The following is a 21,832-nucleotide window of genomic DNA, read 5'->3' on the forward strand; positions in this document are numbered from 1 at the left end:
TCCATTTTTTAACTATCATTTATAGCCCAAGAAATTCATAGTAATCATCGCGTGTGACAACCTTGAATGTAGCGTCGGGATAGCTGCGAGCGAATGATGACGGGACGTTAGCTGTCTTGCGTGGATTCCATTTGAACTCATAAGCAGCAAGCTGTCCGTCAGTTTCCTCAATAAAGTCGATTTCCTGTTTGGTGGAAGTACGCCAAAAGTAGGGACGGGTGTAGGCGCCTGCGTATGACAGCTTCTTAAGACGCTCGGATATTATGTAGTTCTCGAACAGCGCTCCAATGTCCTGACGCACTTCCGGCAACATGAAATTACCAATAACAGCATTGCGAATGCCGCAATCCCAGAAGTACACTTTCTTAGCGAACTTCAGCTCGTTACGCAGATTACGACTGTAAGACGGGAGACGGAACACCACAAATGCTTGCTCGAGCAATTGTACGTATGAGTCGACAGTCTTCGAATCGAGTCCGCAAATCTGTGCCAATTCGTTGTACGACACTTCCGAACCAATCTGAAAAGCAAGAGCTTGAAGGAGTTTCACAATCTTCTCGCTCTTCTTTATCTTGTCAAACATAAAAATGTCTTTGTAAAGATAGCTGTCTGTAAGCTCCTGAAGCACTTCGCGCTCTTCGCCCACACTGTTCACGACAGCAGGATAACTGCCGTAGACAAGGCGATGCTCAAGCATACGCTTTTCTTCCAAAAGCCCATGATGATCGGAAAGCTCGGCAAACGAGAGCGGGAACATCTGCATCTCATACTTCCTGCCAGTAAGTGGTTCGTTGATGATATTGGCAAGACCAAAGGAAGAACTGCCTGTGGCATAAACCTGGATGTCAGGATTGTTGTCGATAATAAGCTTCAGCACAATGCCTATATCGGGTATGCGTTGCGCTTCATCCACGAACACTATCTTCTTTGTGCCGATAATAGCTCGCAGACGTGTTGATGTGGCATCACTGAAAAGCATGCGAACATCAGCGTCATCACCGTTAAGGCATAGCGCATCGCTGTCTTTAAGCATATTTCGCAGGAGGGTTGTCTTACCCACTTGACGTGCACCGAATACGATGATTGCCCTACCCTTATTTATCCGCTCACGTATTCGCGACTCTAATATTCTTGTTATCATAACTTTACACATTTCTGATTATGATGCAAAGATACGAATTTACATTCGCTATTCCAAGAATATTTAAATATTTTCGGAATCAAATCCATAAATATTTAAATATTCTCGGAATACAATCCACAAATATCATAATATTCATGGAATAGCAGCCCAACGTGTCCTTCATGTCCACCATGCAAATATCGTACAAAGAGTAAAAACATGTTACAAAATAAAAATTGATTATAGAGTTCTGATTTGCTGTTTTTACGGTGTTTTGCTATGCAAACAGCACCCACGCCATACGATAGAGCCACTTTTACACTCCGAAAGTGCCACTATTAGACAGTAAAAGTGGCACTATTGCATGATAATAGTGGCACTATTGTAGTGTAAAAGTGGCGCTATTGCAGCAAAAAACGGCTCTTTTGCGAGTCTGATTTCATAACGTCTCGTCCAAAAACCGCATAACATACTGTGTATAAACATATTAGCTCAAACCGCTCAAAACTCAAGAATTTCGCACCAAAGATTTTGTTGTGCGCTCAACTGGGAGTATTGAGCGTTAGAAATGCAAATATTGTGTCGGACGGCAAGGCGTCCGAATTAGGAATTTTGAGTTTTGAATTAGGAATTATTCTCGGCTTCGCCTGCGATTTTGAATTATTCAGTTGTGAATTACAGCAGACAAGGCAAACATAGGAGGCTATGGCGTCTCGCCGTAGCCACGCAGCCTACCATAGCAGGGACACGCGGAACCCGCAACTCAATACTCAATCTGCTTGCATTTGTGGGTGCGTGGCTACGGCGAGACGCCATAGCCTCCTAAGTTTGTCACAATTGCATAAAGGAATATTCACACAACGCTCATATAGCTGATACCGATCAACAGGTGTATGCCTTATGCATTTTACCGTAGTTTAAACAACGATTTTATGCATTTTACCGAATTATAGAATGGATAAGTTGCTTATTATCAATTATTTGTATCAAACACAACAAAAAGGGTGTGCATTCCTTGTTATTCCTATAAGGAAAACAGAATGCACACCCTTTGATGTTGTATTCACTTAAGCCTATACCTATATAAATATATACTTCATCACGAAGAGGAAGGCGAGGATGTATAGGGTAAGGTTCAGCTTCTTCCAGTTTCCGCAGATTATGTTGATGGCAACGTAGGCGATGACGCCGCAGAGGATGCCGTCGGAGATGCTGTATGTGAGGGGCATCATCACGATGGTGATGAACGCCGGGATTGACTCGGCGTAGTTGTCAAGGTCGATGTCCTTAATCGGCGAAAGCATGAACAGTCCTACAATTACGAGCACGGGCGATGTGGCTGCCGAGGGGATGGAAAGGAATACGGGGGCGAAGAACAATGCTATGGCGAAGCAGCAGGCGGTGACGAGAGCCGTTACACCGGTGCGTCCTCCCTGTGCCACTCCCGAAGCGCTCTCCACGTACGTGGTGGTGGTGCTGGCGCCGAGGCACGAACCTGCAACCGTGGCGATGGCATCAGCCATGAACGCCTTGTTGAGTCCGGGGATTGATCCGTCCTTACGCATCATGCCTGCCTTGGTGCAGACGCCCACGAGCGTACCCATCGTGTCGAACATGTCGATGAAGAGGAACGTGAACACCACGATAACCATGTCGATGGTCATGATGTTGTGGAACTCGAACTGGCAGAATATCGGGGCGATGGAAGGCGGTGTGTCCACAAAGCCGCTGAACGATGTCAGTCCCATCGGCACTCCTATCAGGGCTGTGCCGATGATGCCGATAAGCAACGATCCGGGCACGTTCTTGATGACAAGTACGGAGGTGAGGATAATGCCGATAACGCCGAGCAGAGCCGATCCGCTTGTGAGATGTCCGATGCTAACAAAGGTGGCGTCGTTAGAGATGATGATGCCGGCGTTCTTAAGGCCGATGAAGGCTATGAAGAGTCCGATGCCGGCTCCGATGGCTCGCTTCAGCGTAGCGGGGATGGCGTCCACGATGAGCGTACGTATCTTCGTCACGGTCATGAGGATGAAGAGGATGCCTTCGATGAGGATGGCGGTCAGCGCAAACTGCCACGAATAGCCCATCGTAAGGCAGACAGTGAATACGAAGAAGGCGTTCAGACCCATGCCGGGGGCAAGTCCGAAAGGCTTCTTGGCATAAAAAGCCATGACGAGCGTGCCGACGATGGCAGCCAATGCCGTGGATGTGAAGACGGCGTTGGTGTCCATGCCCTGCGAAGCAAGGTTGGAGAAGATGTTAGGGTTGACGGCGAGGATGTACGCCATCGTAAGGAACGTGGTTATGCCTGCCATTATCTCCGTCTTGAGATTGTTCTTGGCAGGATCGAATCCTAAGAGTTTTAAGAACATAACTTATAATATTGTGTTAAAGGGGTTTGATGTTATTATTATGTCCGCAGATTAGAAATCCCACTTGACACCGAGGCACGGACGACACTTAAAGCCACCCGTCGAACCGAAGTTGTTGGAAAGCTCCACCTCACCACCAAGGCTGAGGTTGTCGCATCCGAAGTGCTGACCCACGTTATACCAGAGCTGCGGCTCCGTGATGAATACGGTCTTCTTTGTGTCGCATGTGCCGTCCTCACGGAAGTCCACGGCGTGTGTCTCCCACCAGAAGTCGGCGAAACCGTCAAACTTCAAGCCCTTCACACCGAAGAGGTCGTTCATAGCCCACACGGCGGTCAGCTGCATTGGCACGTCAGAGTCCTTCTCCTGAATGTTCTTATAGAGTGCCTTGAGGTTGAGCGTGTTCTTGAAGTCCTTGCTGTGGATGAAATAGTCCACACCCACGAGCCAAGCGTTGTTGATAGGGTACGACTTTGTTATACCGCCGTTATACTCCACCTGAAGCGAAAGGTTCTTGATGGCTGAGTTCTGCCAGAAGTTGAGGCAGCGTGCAATCTCGAAGTACGATCCGCCGGGAGCGAGATTCGGACCCTCTACGTGCTGGTCATAGTTGAAGTCATGGTCGACAAAGAAGTACGTGTTACCCCACTTGTCCTGCTTGAACATCTCAAGCGTAAGGGTTACGAACTCGCGGTCGCTGCCGAAATCGTAGAGCACCTGAGCGTTTACCTGCGCCTTTGCCTTCGGCGTGGCGAAAAAGAGAGCCGCCAAAAGTATGGCAATGGCTGTAAGTTTGTTAGCTTTCATTATTTTAAAAAGAGTTGTTTGTGAATGATTTTGCAAAATTATATAAAATTTTCATAACAATAACTATATAGCTATCACTTTCGTACTCTGTCAGGTCCGTTTTTATATTCTATTGTGATTTATCAACTATTCCCCCACAATTCATCACAATTATTACAAAATACAACTTTTTATCAAAAAAAACAACAATATGTTTATCAAAAACAAGCAGAATGCTTATCTTTGCAACGAATAACAACCAAAAACCTTTTGCGTATGAAGAAACATTTACGCGTATTATTATTAGCCGCAATGGCTACCGTTTCGGTAGGCGCATTCGCCACAGACGGTAACCCACTATCACACCAAGTAACCATCGGAACGGCAGCTGCTGATTCCGGTCCGCTCCGCGCATGGATAAACGGCACAATGCCTTGTCCTGCAAACACGGTACACGCCGAACCTTTCGACCTTTCGGTTAAGGGCAACAAGTGATTCGGACGCTCTGACATGTCGCTTTGCATCGACAACAAGGGCAACTACATCCGTGCCAAGGCTTTCATGGCTTTCGACGGCAACGCCAATCCCATCGACGGCATCAAGGTGTACGGCGTGTTTATGAACACCAGCTACACGTGCGACAGCGTTTCGTGCCTCAGCCGTCTGGCTCTTGACAATTACGTGCCTACCAAGCCGCTGAGGATGGGTGTGGAGTTCTATACCAACAACAACGGACAGCCCGGCGACCTTGTCTACTCCGAGGAGATGGACGTATACGGCGAGAAATCGAAGGGTACGGCAGGTGACGAGACGCACGGCGAGGAAGTGGTGCCCATCTACGGATTCCTGCTCAAGACGAAGGAATATGTAAGAATGGAGAACGGATTTGTCTGCGTTTATGCTGCAGACACCGACGAGAAGCAGAGCTATGCTTTCTGTCTCGCACATGACGCTAACGTCACGCACAGCGGCATACTCAGAATGTATACGCCAGGATCGCCTGTTACCACAGACTATGCAGGATGCTTCAATTACTGTATGACGGGAGACGCCTCGCAGACGCTTGCAAAGAAGGGACTCAAGTTTACGCGCATCCTTGCTCCAGAGACCACGGAGCGCGGCAAGTACGCCAAGGTGCAGGTAGAACTGTCAAACTACGGTTCGTCAAACATCAGCGACGCCACGCTTCGCCTTACGCAGGACGACAAGATAATAGCTCAGGAAACCATCGGCGAAACCATTTATGCCGGCACTGTATATAAGTATACGTTCCGCACACGCCCCGACTGCTCGGAAGTGGGCACGCACCGCTTCACCATCGAGAACGTCACGCCGGGCGACGACCACTACGCTGAACGCACCATCAGCTTCAACACCACCAACAATCTCGGTTCGTGTACGTCGCGAAGCACATACACGGCACAGTATAAGTATATCAAGTCTGTGGACCTCGGCGACATTCACAACGAGAGCGACTGGGGACAATACTCTGACTACCGCAACCTCAAGACCGACATAAAGCCCGGCCAGACACTTACTCTCAACGTGGAGAAACTCGCCAACAAGGGCGACTTCCTCAAGGTATGGGTAGACTGGAACGGCAACGGCGTCTTTGACGATGCAGGAGAGTTTATGGGTTACGTGCCGCGCAGCACTCTCTCCATAAAGATTCCGGACAACGCTTACGCCACAGCTGGCGAGAAGACCATGCGCATCATTGTCAGCGACAAGGACGTTTCGCCTTGCGAGACTTACACGTTCGGCGAGACTGAGGACTACACCATCAACGTGGTTCGTCCCGACAACACACCTGCCCTGACGCTCGACCGCATGGAGATAGACGTGACAAGCGACAATGCTGCACAGAAGCACGAGCTGCTCGTGAGCAACGAAGGCAACGCTGACCTCAACGTCGACTACACCATCGACTATCGTCTGCCCCTCTCTCCTGACGTTTCGCCCATTTACAAGTCGCCGAAAGCCATGGGAGCCGAACCGCCTGTCGTAAGATATGCAAAGGCGGAAGCCAAGTATGCGGAGAGCGCATGGAAGGCAGAGGACAACAATGCATTGAGCCTTTCATACGCCAACGACTACACTGCCTACACAGGATCGGACAACATCTACGTAAATTACGCTCATTACTATCCCGGCAACGCCCTGAAGAGCATCGCTGGCATGAAGATTTCGTCCATCGACATCTACGTGGCAACTCCTGCACGCAAGTCGTTCGTGGCAGTATGGAAGGGAGCAGGAACGCAGTTTATGAGTGGCGCCAACGTCATGAAGCAGCAGTTCGAAGCTGTGGCTGACTCATGGAACCACATCGAGCTGGACTCTCCTGTAACCATCGGCGAGGAGGATCTCTTCATCGGATGTGCCCTTGAGGGATGTAAGAACATTGATTATCTGGTGGGCATTGACGGCGGTCCGACAGCCGTAGGCTTCGGCGACCTCATCTGCGTAGAAAACAACAACTACTGGTTCTCGCTTGCCGACCTTGGCTACGAGGGCAACGTGCTCATCCGCGCCAACGTAACCGGACAACGCACGCCTGCCGTCAGCTGGCTCAGCATCGACAAGGACAAGGCTTCCTTGGCAGCCGGCGAACAGCAGAAGCTCAGCGTCAGCACCAATGCAGCCAAGCTTGGAGGCGACGTTTATGACGCCGTAATACGCATGAAGACCAACGATCCGCTGGCATCATCGGTGAAGGTGCCAGTCTATCTGGACCTCAGCACACCCACATCAGTCAAGTTGCTCGAAGGCGACGCGCCGTCCGACTTCTATGTTTCGGCTGACCGCCGCATCGTGCTCAACACCTCCAGCCATGTGGCATACATAGCTCTCTACACCATCGACGGCAGACAGGTGGCCATCGACTTCGACACCAACGCCGTAAGCGCAGCCGCATTGCCCAACGGCATGTACGTGGCAAAGGCGGTGATGGACGACGAGACGGTCAAGACAGCCACAATAGCCGTAAGATAAACCCTAAACAACATAACTTTTTTCATAAAGAAAGGAGAACGCTTATGAAACTCAAGTCTATACTTTTAGGCGCAATGATGGCTATGACAGCCTCAACAGCAAGCGCACAGTTTATCATCATCAACGACCTGCCGGTTCCCGAATCGGAGGCTCCTTCGTCAATAAGCGAGTACGGATTCTATGCCAACTGGGTGCCGGTGGATGAGAATCCCGGCAACGCCATCGGCTATTATGTCCGTGCTTACGTAGTAAAGACAGGTACGGACAATCCGGAAGAATCAAAGTTCTATCTGCTCAATACAGACTTCAGCTACCTCAAGTCGGAGGGAACAGAGGAGAATCCCGTCAACAACGTCACACCGGACAACAGCTTCGTGCAGCAGCCATTGGGCGATCCGAAGCGTTGCGGATGGCAGACGCTCAATCAGGCGGGTGTCGACGGCGAGCTTTGCCTTAACGGAGCATTCAACTTTACGAGTGCCAACGCAGCCCTCTTCATGAACATCTCTGACCTGAGAAACGGCGACGGCGATGTGCATTTCAAGTTCAGAATAAAGGGTGACGGTCAGACAAAGAAGATGAGAGTGATGCTTCGCAACACCGACACGATGCCTAACGAAATCCTTGACATGAAGGAAATAGACGTTACGACGGAATGGCAGGACATGGAGTTCACGCTTAAAGGCGGCGTTGAGAACAGCGACATTCTCTTCTCCGGCTACGAAATGGGCAACCAGACCGCCATGTACTATTACATTGACGACCTCCAGATTTGGCAGGTGCTGAAGAAGAACGAAACAGCGAAGGCGCTTTATCACCACGAGTTCGTGAAGGACGACCTCGAATGCTACCACCTCTACATCTCCACAACGGACCTTGACGAGGGTGAGGACTATGCTTACACAGTCTCTTCGTACAGCTATGAGGGTGTCAGTCCTGAGTCGCGCATACAGTATCTCAGACCGGAAGACCATCCTACCGGCATCAACACACTCTCTGCCGAAACGGAAAACCTCAGCTCTGACACACCTGTCATCGTCTATGACATGAAGGGTGCGGTGGTTTCGAAGGGCACCGTAGGCAACGCACCGAAGCTGAACGAGCGAGGTGCATACATCGTAAAGACCGGCGGAAACGCCAAGAAGATCATCGTAAGATAGTTTGAATATTGGAATTGAGAGTTGAAAGTTTAGAGTTGAGAGTTATGATTACCTATTAAAATACATGATTAACAAAACATATCATAACTTTCAACTCTCAATTCTCAACTCTCAACTTAAGCAACTTTCAACTCTCAACTCTCAACTTAAGCAACTCACAACTTAAGCAACTCTCAACTTAATATATAGTTTCTTGTGCAAAATGGCTATTTTTTGTAACTTTGCACCAAATTTTAGATTTTATATGAAGCTATATAGTGATGCCGAACTGGCAGAAATACTCGACAAAGACATATTCCATAAAATAGGCGAAGCGGCTGACGGGATGGGCGTGGAATGCTACCTCGTAGGCGGATACGTTCGCGACATATTCCTCGAACGTCCCACTAACGACATTGACGTCGTGGTGGTGGGAAGCGGAATAGAGGTGGCGAAGAAGCTGCAACAGCTGCTCGGCACCAACCCGAAGACGGGCCGCCCGCGTGCTCACCTTGCCGTTTACCGCAACTTCGGTACGGCGCAAGTGAAGTTTTACGACACGGAGGTGGAGTTCGTCGGTGCGAGAAAGGAAAGCTATAACCGTCTTTCACGCAAGCCAATCGTGGAGGACGGCACACTGGAAGACGACCAGAACCGTCGCGACTTCACCATCAACGCTATGGCGATATGCCTCAACAAAGACCGTTTCGGCGAACTCGTCGACCCCTTCGACGGCATCTACGACCTGGAGGACGGCATCATCCGAACACCACTCGACCCCGACATCACCTTCTCTGACGACCCGCTGCGCATGATGCGCTGCGTGAGATTCTCGGCACAGCTGCGCTTCTTCATCGAGGACGAGACCTTTGAGGCGCTCTCACGAAACGCGGAACGCATCAAGATAGTAAGCGGTGAGCGCATTGCCGACGAGCTTAACAAGATAATGAAGACGGCGCAACCCTCACGAGGACTTGCCGAACTGCAGCGCTGCGGACTCCTACAGCTCATCATTCCCGAGCTTGCGGCGCTCGACATCGTGGAGACACGAAACGGACGTGCGCACAAGAACAACTTCTATCATACGCTCGAGGTGGTGGACAACGTAGCCAAGCACAGCGACAACCTCTGGCTCAGATGGGCAGCTCTCTTCCATGACGTGGGCAAGACAAAGTCGAAAAGGTGGGAACCGGCACTCGGCTGGACCTTCCACAACCACAACTACATCGGAGCGAGGATGATTCCGTCCATATTCCGCCGCATGAAGCTGCCGATGGACGCCAAGATGAAGTACGTGGAGAAGCTCGTCGACCTGCACATGCGACCCATCGTAATAGCCGACGAGGTGGTGACCGACTCTGCCGTAAGACGACTCATGAACGACGCCGGCGACGACATCGACGACCTCATGACACTCTGCGAGGCTGACATCACGTCGAAGAACGAGGTGAGAAAGAAGCGCTTCCTCGAGAACTTCCGCATGGTGCGCGAGAAACTGACAGACCTTAAGGAGCGCGACTACAAGCGACTGCTCCAGCCGGTCATCGACGGCAACGAGATAATGGAGATGTTCTCGCTACAGCCCTGCCGCGAAGTGGGACAGCTGAAGCAATATCTCAAGGACGCCGTCCTCGACAACCGAGTGCCTAACGAACGCGAACCTCTCATGACATTGCTCTTGGAAAAGGCAAAGGAAATGGGACTTGCAAAAAACTAATAAAAACAAAATGAATCATAAAAAGACAAAGCAACAAAACTACTAACCTATTTATATGAAATCATTAGCAACAACAGCTCTCTGTCTTATGGCTGGCGTTATGCCCATGCATGCCGAAGAAGACAAACCAACAGTACACCTCAACCTCCAAACACGTGCAAGCTACATCAACGAGCGCATCGGAAGTGAAGTGCAGCACGACGCTTCAGGAATGAAGGGCGACTATCTGTTTCTCAGCCTTTACGGCAACATCAACGACCGTCTGTCTTACAGCTGGCGTCAGCGAGTGAACAGCAAGATTACGAGAAACGACATCTTTGAAGCCACGGACTGGATGTACATCGACTATAAACTGACGAAGAACTGGGCCATTTCTGCCGGTAAGCAGGTCATCATGGTGGGTAGCTGGGAGTACGACCGCAACCCTATAGACATCTACACTCCGTCAGAATACTGGAACAACGTGGCACCCTTCAAGTTCGGTGCAAGCATCGTATACACCACAACGAGCGGCAACGACCGCTTCCTCGCCCAGGCTTCGGAGAGTATGTACAACGAGCCGACGCATCACGACCTCATGGGATACAGCCTTTACTGGGCTGGCAAGCACGGCATTCTTAGCACGCAGTATTCCGTAAACCTCATGGAATACGCTCCCAGCCGTTACATCTCGTTCATCGGTCTGGGCAACCGTCTGGACGTAAACAACGCTTCCATGGAGCTTGACTTCATAAATCGCGCTGCCAGCCACCAGACCTATCTCTTCAAGGACTGCTCCGTAATAGCACGTCTCGACTATCGTATCATCCCCGAACTCGCCATCTACGGCAAATTAGCTTACGACGTAAACAAGAGCGGCGTGGAAGCTGACAAGAGCGTAACCAACGGCACAGAGCTTACAACATACGGCGGCGGACTGGAGTATTATCCCATGAAGGGAAAGCCAGATCTCCGCGTAAACCTCAGCATAGCACACACCACCGGCACCAACACCAATCCTGCCGGCATCAACGTGGACAACAAGACAATGGTGAAAGTCGGCATTGCAGCTAAACTCCACCTTCTTTAAAAACTATCAAAAAAAACTATCCCTATGAAAAAAATCCCAAGCGGAATCTGGTGTATCACATCAGTAGTGGTGCTCTTCGGCTATCTGGCAGCCATAATGGGGCTGCCCAACATGCTCAACACCATCATGAAGACAGCACACGACCTGCTGCTCAACACCGTCTTTTACCTTATGAGTATATGCGTCATCACGGGTGCCATAGGCAGAGTGTTCGTTGAGTTCGGCGTCGTGACGCTTCTTGAGCGCACCCTGCGCCCACTGATGCGACCCATATTCAATCTTCCCGGCGTTACGTCGCTCGGAGCCGTGATGACATTCCTCTCCGATAACCCCGCCATCATCTCGCTTGCCAACGACAAGCGCTTCGCCAGCTACTTCAAGAAATACCAGTTCATATCGCTTACCAACTTCGGTACGGCGTTCGGTATGGGCTTGCTCGTAATGGTTTTCATGGCAAGTCAGGGCTATTACGCCGCTCCCTGCATCGGCCTCATCGGTGCGTGCATCGGCTGCGTATGCTCAACACGCCTCATGCAGCGCTTCGTCCTCAAGGCTTACCCGCAGTATGCCGAGGAAAACGCAGTGTCTGACGAGGACCTTGCAAAGGAGGAAGCGAAGGAGGAAGGCAATCAAAAAGAGAAGACCGTGTTTATCCGTCTGCTCAACGCAATGCTTGACGGCGGACGTAGCGGTGTGGACGTAGGCATAGCCATCATCCCCGGCGTGCTCATCATCTCCACCTTCGTGATGATGTTCACCTTCGGAGCAGGAGCGGAAGGAGCATACGACGGATCGGCATATCAGGGCGTGGAACTTCTGCCGTGGCTTGCAAACAAGATTGGCTTCGTGTTCGACTGGCTGTTCGGTTTCCAAGATCCGCACCTCGTGGCGTTCCCCATCACCGCTCTCGGAGCCGTAGGAGCCGCATTGAGCCTCATCCCCGGTTTCATACAGCACGGCTGGATAGACGGCAACGCCATCGCTGTGTTCACTGCCATCGGTATGTGCTGGAGCGGATTCCTCAGCACCCACACCGCCATGCTCGACTCTCTCGGTTATCGCGACCTCACACCGAAAGCCATCCTCGCCCACACCTGTGGCGGCATAGTTGCAGCAATAGCCGCCCACTGGATGTTCACATTGTTTACGCTGGTAGCAGGATAAAAAGAAGCAGAAAAAGAAAACAAACCGTAAGTTATCGGTGGGTTCAGAGTCAGGCAGGGCTTATACAAAAACCTCATACCTTGTGTTTCGAAAGGTTTTTGTATAAGCCCTGCCTAATAACTCTCAACTCCCAACCCTCAACTCTCAACTAAAACTACGCCTTAAGCGTAAACTCGAAGCAGAGTCCGCCACCGTCGTTGTTATGGACGCTGATGGTTCCGCCGTGGAGTATGACGGCGTTCTTTACGATGGCGAGGCCCAGTCCGGTGCCACCCATCTTGCGCGAGCGACCCTTGTCCACCCGATAGAAGCGCTCGAAGAGGCGCTGCAGGTGTTCGGGAGCCACCCCCACTCCATTGTCGGAGAAGCAGAAATGCCACTTGCCGTTGTCCTCTATGTTGGTCTGGACGAACTGTGCCGTGAGCGTTATGGTGGTACCTATACCGGCGTATGCTATGGCGTTGTCCGTGAGATTGCGGAAGATGCTGTAGACAAGGCTGCCGTTGCCGCAGATGACGAGGTCGGCAGGCAGACGGTTTACGAAGGTCATGTGCTTCTCCTGCAGCTGGAGCGCTGTCTCCTTCTGGATGTTCGCCACCATATTAGCGATGTCCACATGCTCCTGTGTGGTTATCTCGGGAGCGTCGTCCATGCGGTTGAGCGTGGATATGTCCTGCAGGAGCGACGTCAGACGCTGGCTCTGTGCATAGCTGCGCTCGAGAAACTGCTGACGCATCGTGTCGTTGATGTTAGGATTCTCCAGAATGGTCTCGAGGTATCCCTGAATGCTCGCCACCGGCGTCTTCAGCTCATGCGCGATGTTCTGCGTGAGCTGACGCTTGAGGATGTCCTGTTCGCGGCGTGTGGTCTGCAGTCGCTTGTAAATCTTGATGATGCGCTCCGCTATCTCGCCCAGCTCGTCACTCGGAAAGACAGCTAGGTCTTCCACGTCGAGCGACTCGTTATGGTCAGCACGCGTGGCAAAGGTGCGCAGCTTCATGATGTTGTGTCCGAGGCGGTGCGTAAAGCGATAGAGGATGACGGTGAGCAGCAGAATGGCGCAGAGAGCGAACCATATATAATGCTGGTCAGCCTGAAGCGACTTCGTAAGGTCGTTGTTGTAAGGCAGGGCGGAGCGGATGAGGAAGGAGTCGCGCGGAAAGTAAGTGGCAGAATAGAAGTAGTCGCCGCTCAATGTCTCGCTGTTACGGTCGACAGTTGATCCGGTTCCGTCCTTCAATGCGCTGGCAATCTCTGGTCTTGTGATGTGGTTAGACAAGTGGGAATAGTCCTTCAAGCGGCTGTCGTACGTCACCTTTCCGTCCGTGCGTATGATGGTAACGCGCAGATTTGGGAAGTTGTGCGAGTCCACATAATGGTCGAGCTGCGCTTCGGTCCTGAGATTCAAGAGACGCACCGATTCCTCCATGTGCTTGTTATAGTCCTGCAGCTTCAGGTTGAGCGTGTCAATCTTATACTGCTTTTCGCGTTCCTGCTGGAATACAATGAACGAAACGGCGAAAATCAGGAAAACGGAAAGCACGCTCAGATAGAGCTTGGTTCCTACAGAATTTTTCATAGCTTTTATTCGTCAAAATAATATCCGAAGCCAAGTCTTGTGACGATACACTTGGCGAAACGTCCAACCTTCTTGCGCAATCGCGTTATGTTTACATCCACAGTACGGTCGAGCACGAGCACGTCCTTGGGCCATATACGCTCTATGAGCTCCTGGCGTGAGAACACACGACCGCGCTCGTCGAGGAGCAGATGGAGCAGCTCGAACTCCGTCTTCGTGAACGCCACTTCCTCTCCGTCGATGCTAACCGTCTTCTTGTCAAGGTTCATGACGATGCCCTGATATGACAATATCTGCGGTTCGGCGGAGTCGTCCACAGCGGCAGTACGGCGGAGCACAGCCCTCACCCTGACCATCACCTCACGGATGGAGAAGGGCTTCGAGATATAGTCGTCCGCTCCGAGATTAAATCCTGTTACGGTGTCGTTCTCCGTGTCGCGTGCCGTGAGGAAGATGATGGGCACACCTGCAGTCTGAGGATTGTCCTTCAGCTTCTTAGCCATCGCAAATCCCGACATTCCGCCCATCATCACATCGAGGAGAATAAGGTCAAATGAGGTGATGTCCGTCTCAAGAGCCTCTTCAGCGGATGTTGCCGTGGTGACCTCATAACCTTCGGTCTCAAGATTGAACTTAAGGATTTCGAGCAAGTCCTGTTCGTCATCCACAACAAGGATTTTCTGGTTCTGTTTCATCTTTATATATATGTATGTTTCGTTTCACCATTGTTTTACGTTTGCAAAGATAGCGCAAATACTATTCACATGTATTTCCAAGGCGTTACATTTTCGTTACACGGATAATTTTTTACATTATTGACCGATGTCAATCATAAATAGTCAATAAGTAAACGACAATGGACCATAACTCCCAACGAGGAATAAAAGTTGTTAAATGTTAGGGAAAATATTATCATAATAGTATTAATCTAAGTAACTTTGCAGCCGAAAACTTAAATGGCGATTTTAGTTTTCCAAATGAATCATTGAGTTCTACATTCATAGAATATATACATATATATATAACAACAGACAAAATTAATAAAGAATAAAGAATAAAAAATAGGTATGAAGAAAACAAAGATTTTATTGGTTGCAGCCTTTGCTGCAGTACTCGCCTCTTGTGGAGGCGGAAAGAGTGGCGGAAAGCCTAACTTCGGCGACAACGAGTACGCCGTACGTACGGTTCAGGGCCAGGACGCTGCTCTCCAGACCACTTATCCCGCTACCATCAAGGGTGTGCAGGACGTTGAGATTCGTCCGAAAGTTTCAGGTTTCATCACAAAGCTTTGCGTTAAGGAAGGTCAGCAGGTAAAGGCTGGTCAGCTCCTCTTCGTCATCGACAACGTCACTTACGCTGCCGCCGTGCGTCAGGCGAGGGCATCGGTGAACGCTGCAAAGGCTCAGCTCAACACTGCACGTCTTACATACAAAAACTCTGAGAAGCTCTTCAAGAACAATGTTATCGGTTCGTACGAGCTGCAGTCATCAAAGAATGCCATGGAAAGCGCTGCCGCACAGCTGGCACAGGCTGAGGCCGCTTACATTTCTGCCAAGCAGAACCTTAACTTCTGCTTCGTGACAAGCCCTGCCAACGGCGTCATCGGCGATCTGCCTTATCGTGTAGGTGCTCTCGTCAGCGCGTCTTCACAGCAGGCTCTCACCACCGTTTCAAACAACTCTACCATGCAGGTGTACTTCTCAATGACTGAGAAGGACCTCCTCGACATGAGCAAGACAGCAGGTGGCGTACACGCTGCCATCGCCAGCTATCCGGCAGTGAAGCTGCAGCTGGCTGACGGCACCATCTACGAGCACCCGGGTAAGGTGGCTACTGTAAGCGGCGTTATCGACCCGACCACCGGTACAGTGTCAATGCGTGCCGACTTCCCCAACCCTGACCGCGTGCTCAAGACCGGTGCTTCAGGCTCTATCGTCGTGCCTCACACAGCTTCAAACGCTGTTATCGTACCGCAGGACGCTGTAGTGGAGGTTCAGGACAAGCACTTCGTTTACGTCGTAGGCAAGGACAACAAGGTGAAGTATACTCCTGTTACCCTCAACACCCAGAACGACGGCAAGAACTATATCATCACTTCTGGTCTGAAGGTGGGCGACCGCTTCGTTGTAAACGGCGTGACATCTCTGCAGGACGGCATGGAAATCAAGCCCGTCACAGAGGCTCAGTATGCTGAGAAGCTGAAGAAGACAGAGCAGCTGGGTGAAGCTCAGGGCGACATCAAGAAGCTGAAGAAGGCATTCGGTAAGTAAAAGAATGCAGTAGTTACGAATTGATAAGTAGTAATAAAACGAAAACAGATGAAATTAGATAGATTTATCACACGCCCGGTGCTCTCCACGGTGATCTCCATCCTCGTGGTCATATTGGGTGTACTCGGTCTGGTGTCGCTGCCTATCGAGCAGTATCCGAACATGGCACCTCCTACCGTTATGGTGCGTGCCGCCTACTCTGGTGCCAACTCACAGACCGTGCTCAACTCGGTGCTTGCACCGTTGGAGGAGCAGATCAACGGTGTTGAGGGCATGACCTACATGACCTCATCAGCCACCAACGACGGTTCGGCTTCCATCACCGTCTTCTTCAAGCAGGGTATGGATCCTGACATGTGTCAGGTGAACGTTCAGAACCGTGTGTCGCAGGCTTCTGCCTTGCTGCCGGCTGAGGTAACAAAGGCTGGTGTGACAGTGATGAAGCGTCAGTCGTCAACGGTTATCCTCTTCGGTCTTACAGCCGACGACGACCGCTACGACGACAAGTTCCTCACCAACTACGCAAACATCAACGTCGTTCCTGCCATCAAGCGTGTGAACGGTGTGGGTGAGTGTCAGTGCTTCTCGCAGAAGGACTACACCATGCGTCTCTGGATTGACCCCGTGAAGATGAAGAGCTACGGCTTGATTCCTTCTGACCTCACTGGCGTTCTTGCACAGCAGAACATCGAGGCAGCCCCTGGTTCTGTGGGCGAACAGTCGGACAACCAGTATCAGTATACATTCCGCTATAGAGGTCGTCTGCAGACTCCTGAGGAGTTCGGCGACATGATTATCAAGTCAACGCAGGACGGTCAGACCATCCGCGTAAAGGACGTGGCACGCGTAGAGATGGGTGCCCTCTCGTATACAGTAGAGTCAAAGAACAACGGCAAACCTTCTGTTACCATGATGGTAACACAGACTGCCGGCTCTAACGCAACTGAGATTGCCACCAACGTCAAGAAGCTCCTCAAGGAGCAGGAGGCAACAATGCCGCCGGGAATCCACTTCGACATCATGCAGGACGTAACGGAGTTCCTCTTCGCTTCTATCGAGGACCTTATCAAGACTCTCTGCGAGGCGTTCATCCTCGTGTTCATCGTGGTTTACATCTTCCTTCAGGACTGGCGCTCAACACTTATCCCGTTGATTGCCGTGCCTGTATCGTTGGTAGGTACGTTCTTCTTCCTCTATGCGTTCGGCTTCTCGCTCAACTTGCTGACACTCGCCGCCCTCGTGCTTGCCATCGCCATCGTGGTGGACGATGCCATTGTGGTGGTGGAGGCCGTGCACGCCAAGCTCGACCTCGGATATAAGTCGGCAAAGCTGGCTTCCATCGACGCCATGAACGAGATTTCGGGCGCCATCATCTCCATCACCCTCGTTATGGCATCGGTGTTCATCCCCGTGTCGTTCATGGGTGGTACGTCAGGTGCCTTCTATCGTGAGTTCGGTATCACCATGGCCATTTCAATTATCATCTCGGCTCTTAACGCCTTGACACTTTCTCCGGCTCTCTGCGCCATCTTGCTGAAGCCGAAGGACAAGGAGGGCAAGGAGCGCAAGATGACCATGATTGACCGCTTCCACGCATCGTTCAACGCCGCTTATGGCAAGGTTCAGGAGAAGTATACCAAGGGTGTGCGTCGCATCGTGGAGCGCCCCGTCATCGCCATCGTTACAGTAATCATCGCCATCGTTGGTATGGGCGTGCTTATGAGCACCACAAAGACCGGTCTTGTGCCTGACGAGGATACGGGTACCGTATTCTGTACAGTATCTACACCTCCGGGAACTTCTATGAAGAAGACCAATGAGGTGATGGACGAGGTGGACCGCATGCTTGCCACCAACCCCGCCATCGCCAGCCGTATGCGTATCACCGGATATAACTTCATCGCAGGTCAGGGCTCTAACCAGGGTACGTTCATCATCAAGCTCAAGAGCTTCGAGGATCGTCAGAAAGAGGAAGGCCCGCTGAAGTATATCGGCGTGCACAACCTCGGTTCTACAATGGTGCTCGGTATGATATACAAGCAGACCGCAGCCATCAAGGGTGCGCAGATTCTTGCCTTCCAGCCGCCTATGGTGCAGGGCTTCTCTGCCACCAACGGTATGACATTCTCAATGCAGGACCGCACCGGTGGCGACGTCAACAAGTTCTTTGATATAACACAGAACTTCATCGCAGAGCTTAACAAGCGTCCGGAGATTTCGAACGCCATGACCTCATACAACACCAAGTATCCGCAGTATAAGATTGATGTGGACGTATCGAAGTGTAAGCAGAGCGGCATCGACCCCTCTACTGTCCTCACCACCATGCAGGGCTATTACGGAGGTATGTATGCTTCTAACTTCAACGCATACGGTAAGCTCTATCGTGTATACATCCAGTCAGCACCTGAGAATCGTGCCGACCTGAAGAGTCTGGACAACATCTACGTCCGCACAAGCGCAGGCGAGATGGCTCCTATCAACGAGTACGTAAACCTGAGCCGCGTATACGGTCCGCAGGAGATCGACCGTTTCAACCTCTTCACATCCATCAACGTGAACGCTTCGGCTGCTGAGGGCTACTCAACGGGTGATGCCATCAAGGCCATGGACGAGGTGGCAAAGACATCTCTGCCCGCAGGATACACATACGAGTTCTCTGGTCTGACACGTACCGAGCAGGAGTCGAGCAACTCTACAGCCATCGTCTTCGTGCTCTGTCTGACCTTCGTTTACCTGATTCTGTCGGCACAGTACGAGTCGTACATCCTGCCGCTGTCAGTAATCCTCTCCATTCCGTTCGGTCTTGCAGGTGCGTTTATCTTTACCAACATGTTCGGTAAGAACAACGACATCTACATGCAGATTGCGCTCATCATGCTTATGGGTCTTCTTGCCAAGAACGCCATCCTTATCGTACAGTTCGCCCTCGAACGTCGTCAGACAGGTATGGCCATTTCATGGTCGGCAGTTCTCGGTGCGTCAGCTCGTCTGCGTCCTATCCTTATGACCTCACTGGCTATGATTATCGGTCTTCTCCCATTGCTCATGCCTTGGGGCGTAGGCTACAACGGTAACATGACTCTTGGTGCAGCAGCCGTAGGCGGTATGCTCATCGGTATGCTCTGCCAGATTATGATTGTGCCTGCCCTGTTCTATATCTTCCAGACTCTGCAGGAGAAGATCAAGCCTATCGAGTTCGAGAACGACCATGCCGACGTGGACAGCGAGGTACGCCAGTACACTAACCCGTATGTGGCTGGAGCACTGAACGAGCAGATTGACAAGAATACGAAGTAAGCTCTTAAGAAATTAAAAGACGAAACAATGAAATTGAACAAGATAATACTTTTCGCATCGGCATCGCTTCTGATGACCAGCTGCGGAATATACAACAAGTACGAGCGTCCTGAGGTGGACACCAAAGGACTCGTACGCGACGTTGTGAGCAACACTGACACGCTCGCCGTCACCGACACCGCAAGCTTCGGCAATCTGCCTTGGCGCCAGGTGTTCACCGACCCGCAGCTGCAGTCGCTTATCGAGAAGGGCATCGCCAACAACACCAACATGCTGAATGCCGCACTCAACGTCAAGATGGTGGAGGACCAGCTCATGGTGGCTAAGCTGGCATTCGTGCCCGGCTTCACCTTCACACCGCAGGGAACCATCGCTTCATGGGACGGCAACAAGGCCACAAAGACCTATCAGCTGCCAATCACAGCATCGTGGAGCATCGACCTCTTCGGCAATCTGCTCAACGTAAAGCGTTCGGCTCAGATGTCTCTGCTCGCCACGAAGGACTATCAGCTGGTGGTGCAGACCAAGATCATATCCAACATCGCCAACATGTATTACACTCTGCTCATGCTCGACAAGCAGCTGCAGGTGGTAACGGACATGACAAAGCTGACTGAAGAGACATGGAACATCATGAAGATTCAGAAGGAACTGGGACGTGTTAAGGAGACCAGCGTGCAGAGTGCAGAGGCTAATATGTACTCCGTGAAGGCTCAGGCAGCCGACCTCAAGCGTCAGATTCGCGAGACAGAGAATTCGCTCTCGCTGCTTCTCGGTCAGCAGGCACAGACCATCCAGCGCGGAACCTTCGAGGGACAGTCGCTCCCCGCTGAGTTCTCAACGGGCGTAGGCATCCAGCTTCTCGCCAACCGTCCCGACGTTCACTACGCTGAAATGTCGCTCGCACAGTGCTTCTACGACGTAAACACAGCACGCTCACGTTTCTATCCGAGCATCACAATCTCAGGAACGGGCGCCTTCACCAACTCCGGTGGCATGGGCATCACCAACCCTGGCAAGTGGCTTCTCTCTGCTGTTGGCTCACTCGTGCAGCCAATCTTCGCTCACGGACAGCTCGTTGCTGGTCTGAAGGTGGCTAAGGCAAAGCAGGAGCAGGCTTTCAATACATGGCAGAACGCCGTGCTTTCAGCAGGATCTGAGGTAAGCAACGCCCTCGTGCTCTACAACTCTTCCAAGGAGAAGAGCGAGCTGGAGGCAAAGCAGGTGGAGAGTCTGAAGAAGAACGTCGAGTACAACAAGATGTTGTTCAACGACGGCTCAGCCACATACCTCGAGATTATCACCGCTCAGCAGAGTCTCCTCAACGCAGAACTCTCTAAGGTGGCAGACGACTTCTACAAGATGCAAGCCGTCGTAAACCTCTACTATGCTTTGGGAGGAGGAAGATTTTAGGAATTAGGAGTTTTTATAACTCGTAACTTGTAAATAGATTAATTATGATTAGTGATAAAGCATACATAGCCCCGGGCGCAAAGATTGGCAAGAATGTCACAATCTACCCGTTCGCATACATAGAGGACGACGTGGTTATCGGCGATGACTGCATCATCTTCCCCTACGTGAGCATCATGAAGGGCACCGTTATGGGTCGTGGCAACAAGGTGTATCAGAACACCGTGCTCGGTGCGGAGCCGCAGGACTTCAACTACAAGGGCGACGAGACACGCCTCGTCATCGGCGACGAGAACATATTCCGTGAGAATGTGGTGGTAAACCGTGCTACATTCAAGGACGGTGAGACACGCATCGGCAACCGCAACTTCTTCATGGAGGGCGTTCATATATCGCATGACACAAAGATTGACGACTACGTGACGTTCGGTTACGGTACGAAGGTGGCTGGCGACTGCGAGATTCACAGCGCTGCAATCTTCTCATCTGGTGTCATCATCAACTCAAACGTTCGCATCGGCGGCGCTTCAATGGTGACCAGCGGTGTACGTATCTCGAAGGACGTGCCCCCGTTTATCGTCGCAACCGACAACCCGGTACGCTACGCTGGCGTTAACGAGACTCTCCTCCAGTCGTCAGGAACAACCGAGAAGGTCATCAGCCACATCGCCAACGCATACCGTCTGGTGTTCCACGGACAGACAAGCGTCTTTGATGCCATCAACCAGATTAAGGAGCAGGTTCCTCCAGGAAAGGAAATCAACAGCATCGTGAAGTTCCTCGAGGCATCCAAGCTCGGCATCATCAGCAAGATCTAACCAAAGATCTTAAGCAACAGCTATTATAATAAAGCACATTTCATACCTTTTATATATTAGTGTTGTTATTTCAATCGAAGCGGCA

Annotated in this window: 16 protein-coding genes; 11 read left to right on the forward strand and 5 right to left on the reverse strand. The window is 51.2% G+C overall.

Features of this window, described 5'->3' with window-relative positions:
- Positions 1-19: 19 nt before the first annotated feature.
- A complete protein-coding gene (locus CHL74_RS06515) occupies positions 20-1,141 on the reverse strand; it encodes an ATP-binding protein (protein ID WP_094880358.1) in 1,122 nt (373 codons plus the stop codon).
- Between the two features lie 652 nt (positions 1,142-1,793).
- Here CHL74_RS06515 and CHL74_RS15750 point away from each other — a divergent pair.
- Entirely contained in the window at positions 1,794-1,949 is a 156-nt protein-coding gene (locus CHL74_RS15750) for a hypothetical protein (RefSeq protein ID WP_176452187.1), read from the forward strand.
- A gap of 253 nt (positions 1,950-2,202) precedes the next feature.
- On the opposite strand, the gene CHL74_RS06520 is transcribed toward CHL74_RS15750, so the two are convergent.
- Both CHL74_RS06520 and CHL74_RS06525 read right to left on the reverse strand, forming a co-directional pair.
- Positions 2,203-3,501 (reverse strand): NCS2 family permease, encoded by a 1,299-nt coding sequence (locus CHL74_RS06520; protein WP_094880359.1) that lies wholly within the window; start codon positions 3,499-3,501, stop codon positions 2,203-2,205.
- 51 nt (positions 3,502-3,552) lie between these two features.
- Positions 3,553-4,308: a DUF5020 family protein gene (locus tag CHL74_RS06525; RefSeq protein WP_094880360.1), complete on the reverse strand. Its 756-nt coding sequence runs from the start codon at positions 4,306-4,308 to the stop codon at positions 3,553-3,555.
- 255 nt (positions 4,309-4,563) lie between these two features.
- On the opposite strand from CHL74_RS06525, the gene CHL74_RS06530 reads away from it, so the two are divergent.
- From CHL74_RS06530 to CHL74_RS06555, 6 genes are all read left to right on the forward strand, one after another.
- Positions 4,564-4,782, forward strand: a complete 219-nt coding sequence (locus CHL74_RS06530; protein ID WP_141241257.1) for a hypothetical protein — start codon at positions 4,564-4,566, stop codon at positions 4,780-4,782.
- 15 nt (positions 4,783-4,797) lie between these two features.
- The gene (locus CHL74_RS06535; RefSeq protein ID WP_094880362.1) at positions 4,798-7,278 is read left to right on the forward strand and encodes a GEVED domain-containing protein; all 2,481 of its coding nucleotides are present in this window, start codon (positions 4,798-4,800) and stop codon (positions 7,276-7,278) included.
- 44 nt (positions 7,279-7,322) lie between these two features.
- Positions 7,323-8,438 carry a hypothetical protein gene (locus tag CHL74_RS06540; RefSeq protein ID WP_141241258.1) on the forward strand — a complete coding sequence of 372 codons (1,116 nt, stop codon included), beginning with the start codon at positions 7,323-7,325 and terminating at the stop codon, positions 8,436-8,438.
- Between the two features lie 244 nt (positions 8,439-8,682).
- A complete protein-coding gene (locus CHL74_RS06545; RefSeq protein ID WP_094880364.1) occupies positions 8,683-10,134 on the forward strand; it encodes a CCA tRNA nucleotidyltransferase in 1,452 nt (483 codons plus the stop codon).
- A gap of 55 nt (positions 10,135-10,189) precedes the next feature.
- Positions 10,190-11,203 carry a porin gene (locus tag CHL74_RS06550; protein WP_094880365.1) on the forward strand — a complete coding sequence of 338 codons (1,014 nt, stop codon included), beginning with the start codon at positions 10,190-10,192 and terminating at the stop codon, positions 11,201-11,203.
- Between the two features lie 24 nt (positions 11,204-11,227).
- Entirely contained in the window at positions 11,228-12,367 is a 1,140-nt protein-coding gene (locus CHL74_RS06555) for a CD0519/CD1768 family membrane protein (RefSeq protein WP_094880366.1), read from the forward strand.
- 154 nt (positions 12,368-12,521) lie between these two features.
- Here the strand turns inward: CHL74_RS06555 and CHL74_RS06560 are convergent, their stop codons facing one another.
- Positions 12,522-13,946 carry a sensor histidine kinase gene (locus CHL74_RS06560; protein ID WP_094880367.1) on the reverse strand — a complete coding sequence of 475 codons (1,425 nt, stop codon included), beginning with the start codon at positions 13,944-13,946 and terminating at the stop codon, positions 12,522-12,524.
- A 5-nt stretch (positions 13,947-13,951) separates the two neighbouring features.
- Positions 13,952-14,641 (reverse strand): response regulator transcription factor, encoded by a 690-nt coding sequence (locus CHL74_RS06565; protein WP_094880368.1) that lies wholly within the window; start codon positions 14,639-14,641, stop codon positions 13,952-13,954.
- A gap of 372 nt (positions 14,642-15,013) precedes the next feature.
- Here CHL74_RS06565 and CHL74_RS06570 point away from each other — a divergent pair, with 372 nt between their 5' ends.
- The 4 genes from CHL74_RS06570 to lpxA are packed head-to-tail and all read left to right on the forward strand — an operon-like array spanning position 15,014 to position 21,747.
- Positions 15,014-16,216, forward strand: coding sequence for an efflux RND transporter periplasmic adaptor subunit (locus tag CHL74_RS06570; protein ID WP_094880369.1), 1,203 nt, complete (start codon positions 15,014-15,016; stop codon positions 16,214-16,216).
- Positions 16,217-16,264: 48 nt separating this feature from the next.
- Positions 16,265-19,516: an efflux RND transporter permease subunit gene (locus CHL74_RS06575; protein ID WP_094880370.1), complete on the forward strand. Its 3,252-nt coding sequence runs from the start codon at positions 16,265-16,267 to the stop codon at positions 19,514-19,516.
- Between the two features lie 27 nt (positions 19,517-19,543).
- Positions 19,544-20,929, forward strand: a complete 1,386-nt coding sequence (locus CHL74_RS06580) for an efflux transporter outer membrane subunit (protein WP_094880371.1) — start codon at positions 19,544-19,546, stop codon at positions 20,927-20,929.
- Between the two features lie 44 nt (positions 20,930-20,973).
- Positions 20,974-21,747: an acyl-ACP--UDP-N-acetylglucosamine O-acyltransferase gene (lpxA, locus tag CHL74_RS06585; protein WP_094880372.1), complete on the forward strand. Its 774-nt coding sequence runs from the start codon at positions 20,974-20,976 to the stop codon at positions 21,745-21,747.
- Positions 21,748-21,832 lie beyond the last annotated feature (85 nt).

This window comes from Prevotella sp. 885 (genome assembly GCF_002265625.1).
Lineage (GTDB): Bacteria > Bacteroidota > Bacteroidia > Bacteroidales > Bacteroidaceae > Prevotella.

What these genes read in the sequence shown, in the direction of transcription:
- CHL74_RS06555 (WP_094880366.1), top strand. Translation starts at nt 11,228, where the DNA reads ATGAAAAAAATCCCAAGCGGAATCTGGTGTATCACATCAGTAGTGGTG.
- CHL74_RS06530 (WP_141241257.1), top strand. Translation starts at nt 4,564, where the DNA reads ATGAAGAAACATTTACGCGTATTATTATTAGCCGCAATGGCTACCGTT.
- CHL74_RS06570 (WP_094880369.1), top strand. Translation starts at nt 15,014, where the DNA reads ATGAAGAAAACAAAGATTTTATTGGTTGCAGCCTTTGCTGCAGTACTC.
- lpxA (WP_094880372.1), top strand. Translation starts at nt 20,974, where the DNA reads ATGATTAGTGATAAAGCATACATAGCCCCGGGCGCAAAGATTGGCAAG.
- CHL74_RS06565 (WP_094880368.1), bottom strand. Translation starts at nt 14,641, where the DNA reads ATGAAACAGAACCAGAAAATCCTTGTTGTGGATGACGAACAGGACTTG.
- CHL74_RS06540 (WP_141241258.1), top strand. Translation starts at nt 7,323, where the DNA reads ATGAAACTCAAGTCTATACTTTTAGGCGCAATGATGGCTATGACAGCC.
- CHL74_RS06535 (WP_094880362.1), top strand. Translation starts at nt 4,798, where the DNA reads ATGTCGCTTTGCATCGACAACAAGGGCAACTACATCCGTGCCAAGGCT.
- CHL74_RS06550 (WP_094880365.1), top strand. Translation starts at nt 10,190, where the DNA reads ATGAAATCATTAGCAACAACAGCTCTCTGTCTTATGGCTGGCGTTATG.
- CHL74_RS06545 (WP_094880364.1), top strand. Translation starts at nt 8,683, where the DNA reads ATGAAGCTATATAGTGATGCCGAACTGGCAGAAATACTCGACAAAGAC.
- CHL74_RS06580 (WP_094880371.1), top strand. Translation starts at nt 19,544, where the DNA reads ATGAAATTGAACAAGATAATACTTTTCGCATCGGCATCGCTTCTGATG.
- CHL74_RS06525 (WP_094880360.1), bottom strand. Translation starts at nt 4,308, where the DNA reads ATGAAAGCTAACAAACTTACAGCCATTGCCATACTTTTGGCGGCTCTC.
- CHL74_RS06520 (WP_094880359.1), bottom strand. Translation starts at nt 3,501, where the DNA reads ATGTTCTTAAAACTCTTAGGATTCGATCCTGCCAAGAACAATCTCAAG.
- CHL74_RS06560 (WP_094880367.1), bottom strand. Translation starts at nt 13,946, where the DNA reads ATGAAAAATTCTGTAGGAACCAAGCTCTATCTGAGCGTGCTTTCCGTT.
- CHL74_RS06515 (WP_094880358.1), bottom strand. Translation starts at nt 1,141, where the DNA reads ATGATAACAAGAATATTAGAGTCGCGAATACGTGAGCGGATAAATAAG.
- CHL74_RS06575 (WP_094880370.1), top strand. Translation starts at nt 16,265, where the DNA reads ATGAAATTAGATAGATTTATCACACGCCCGGTGCTCTCCACGGTGATC.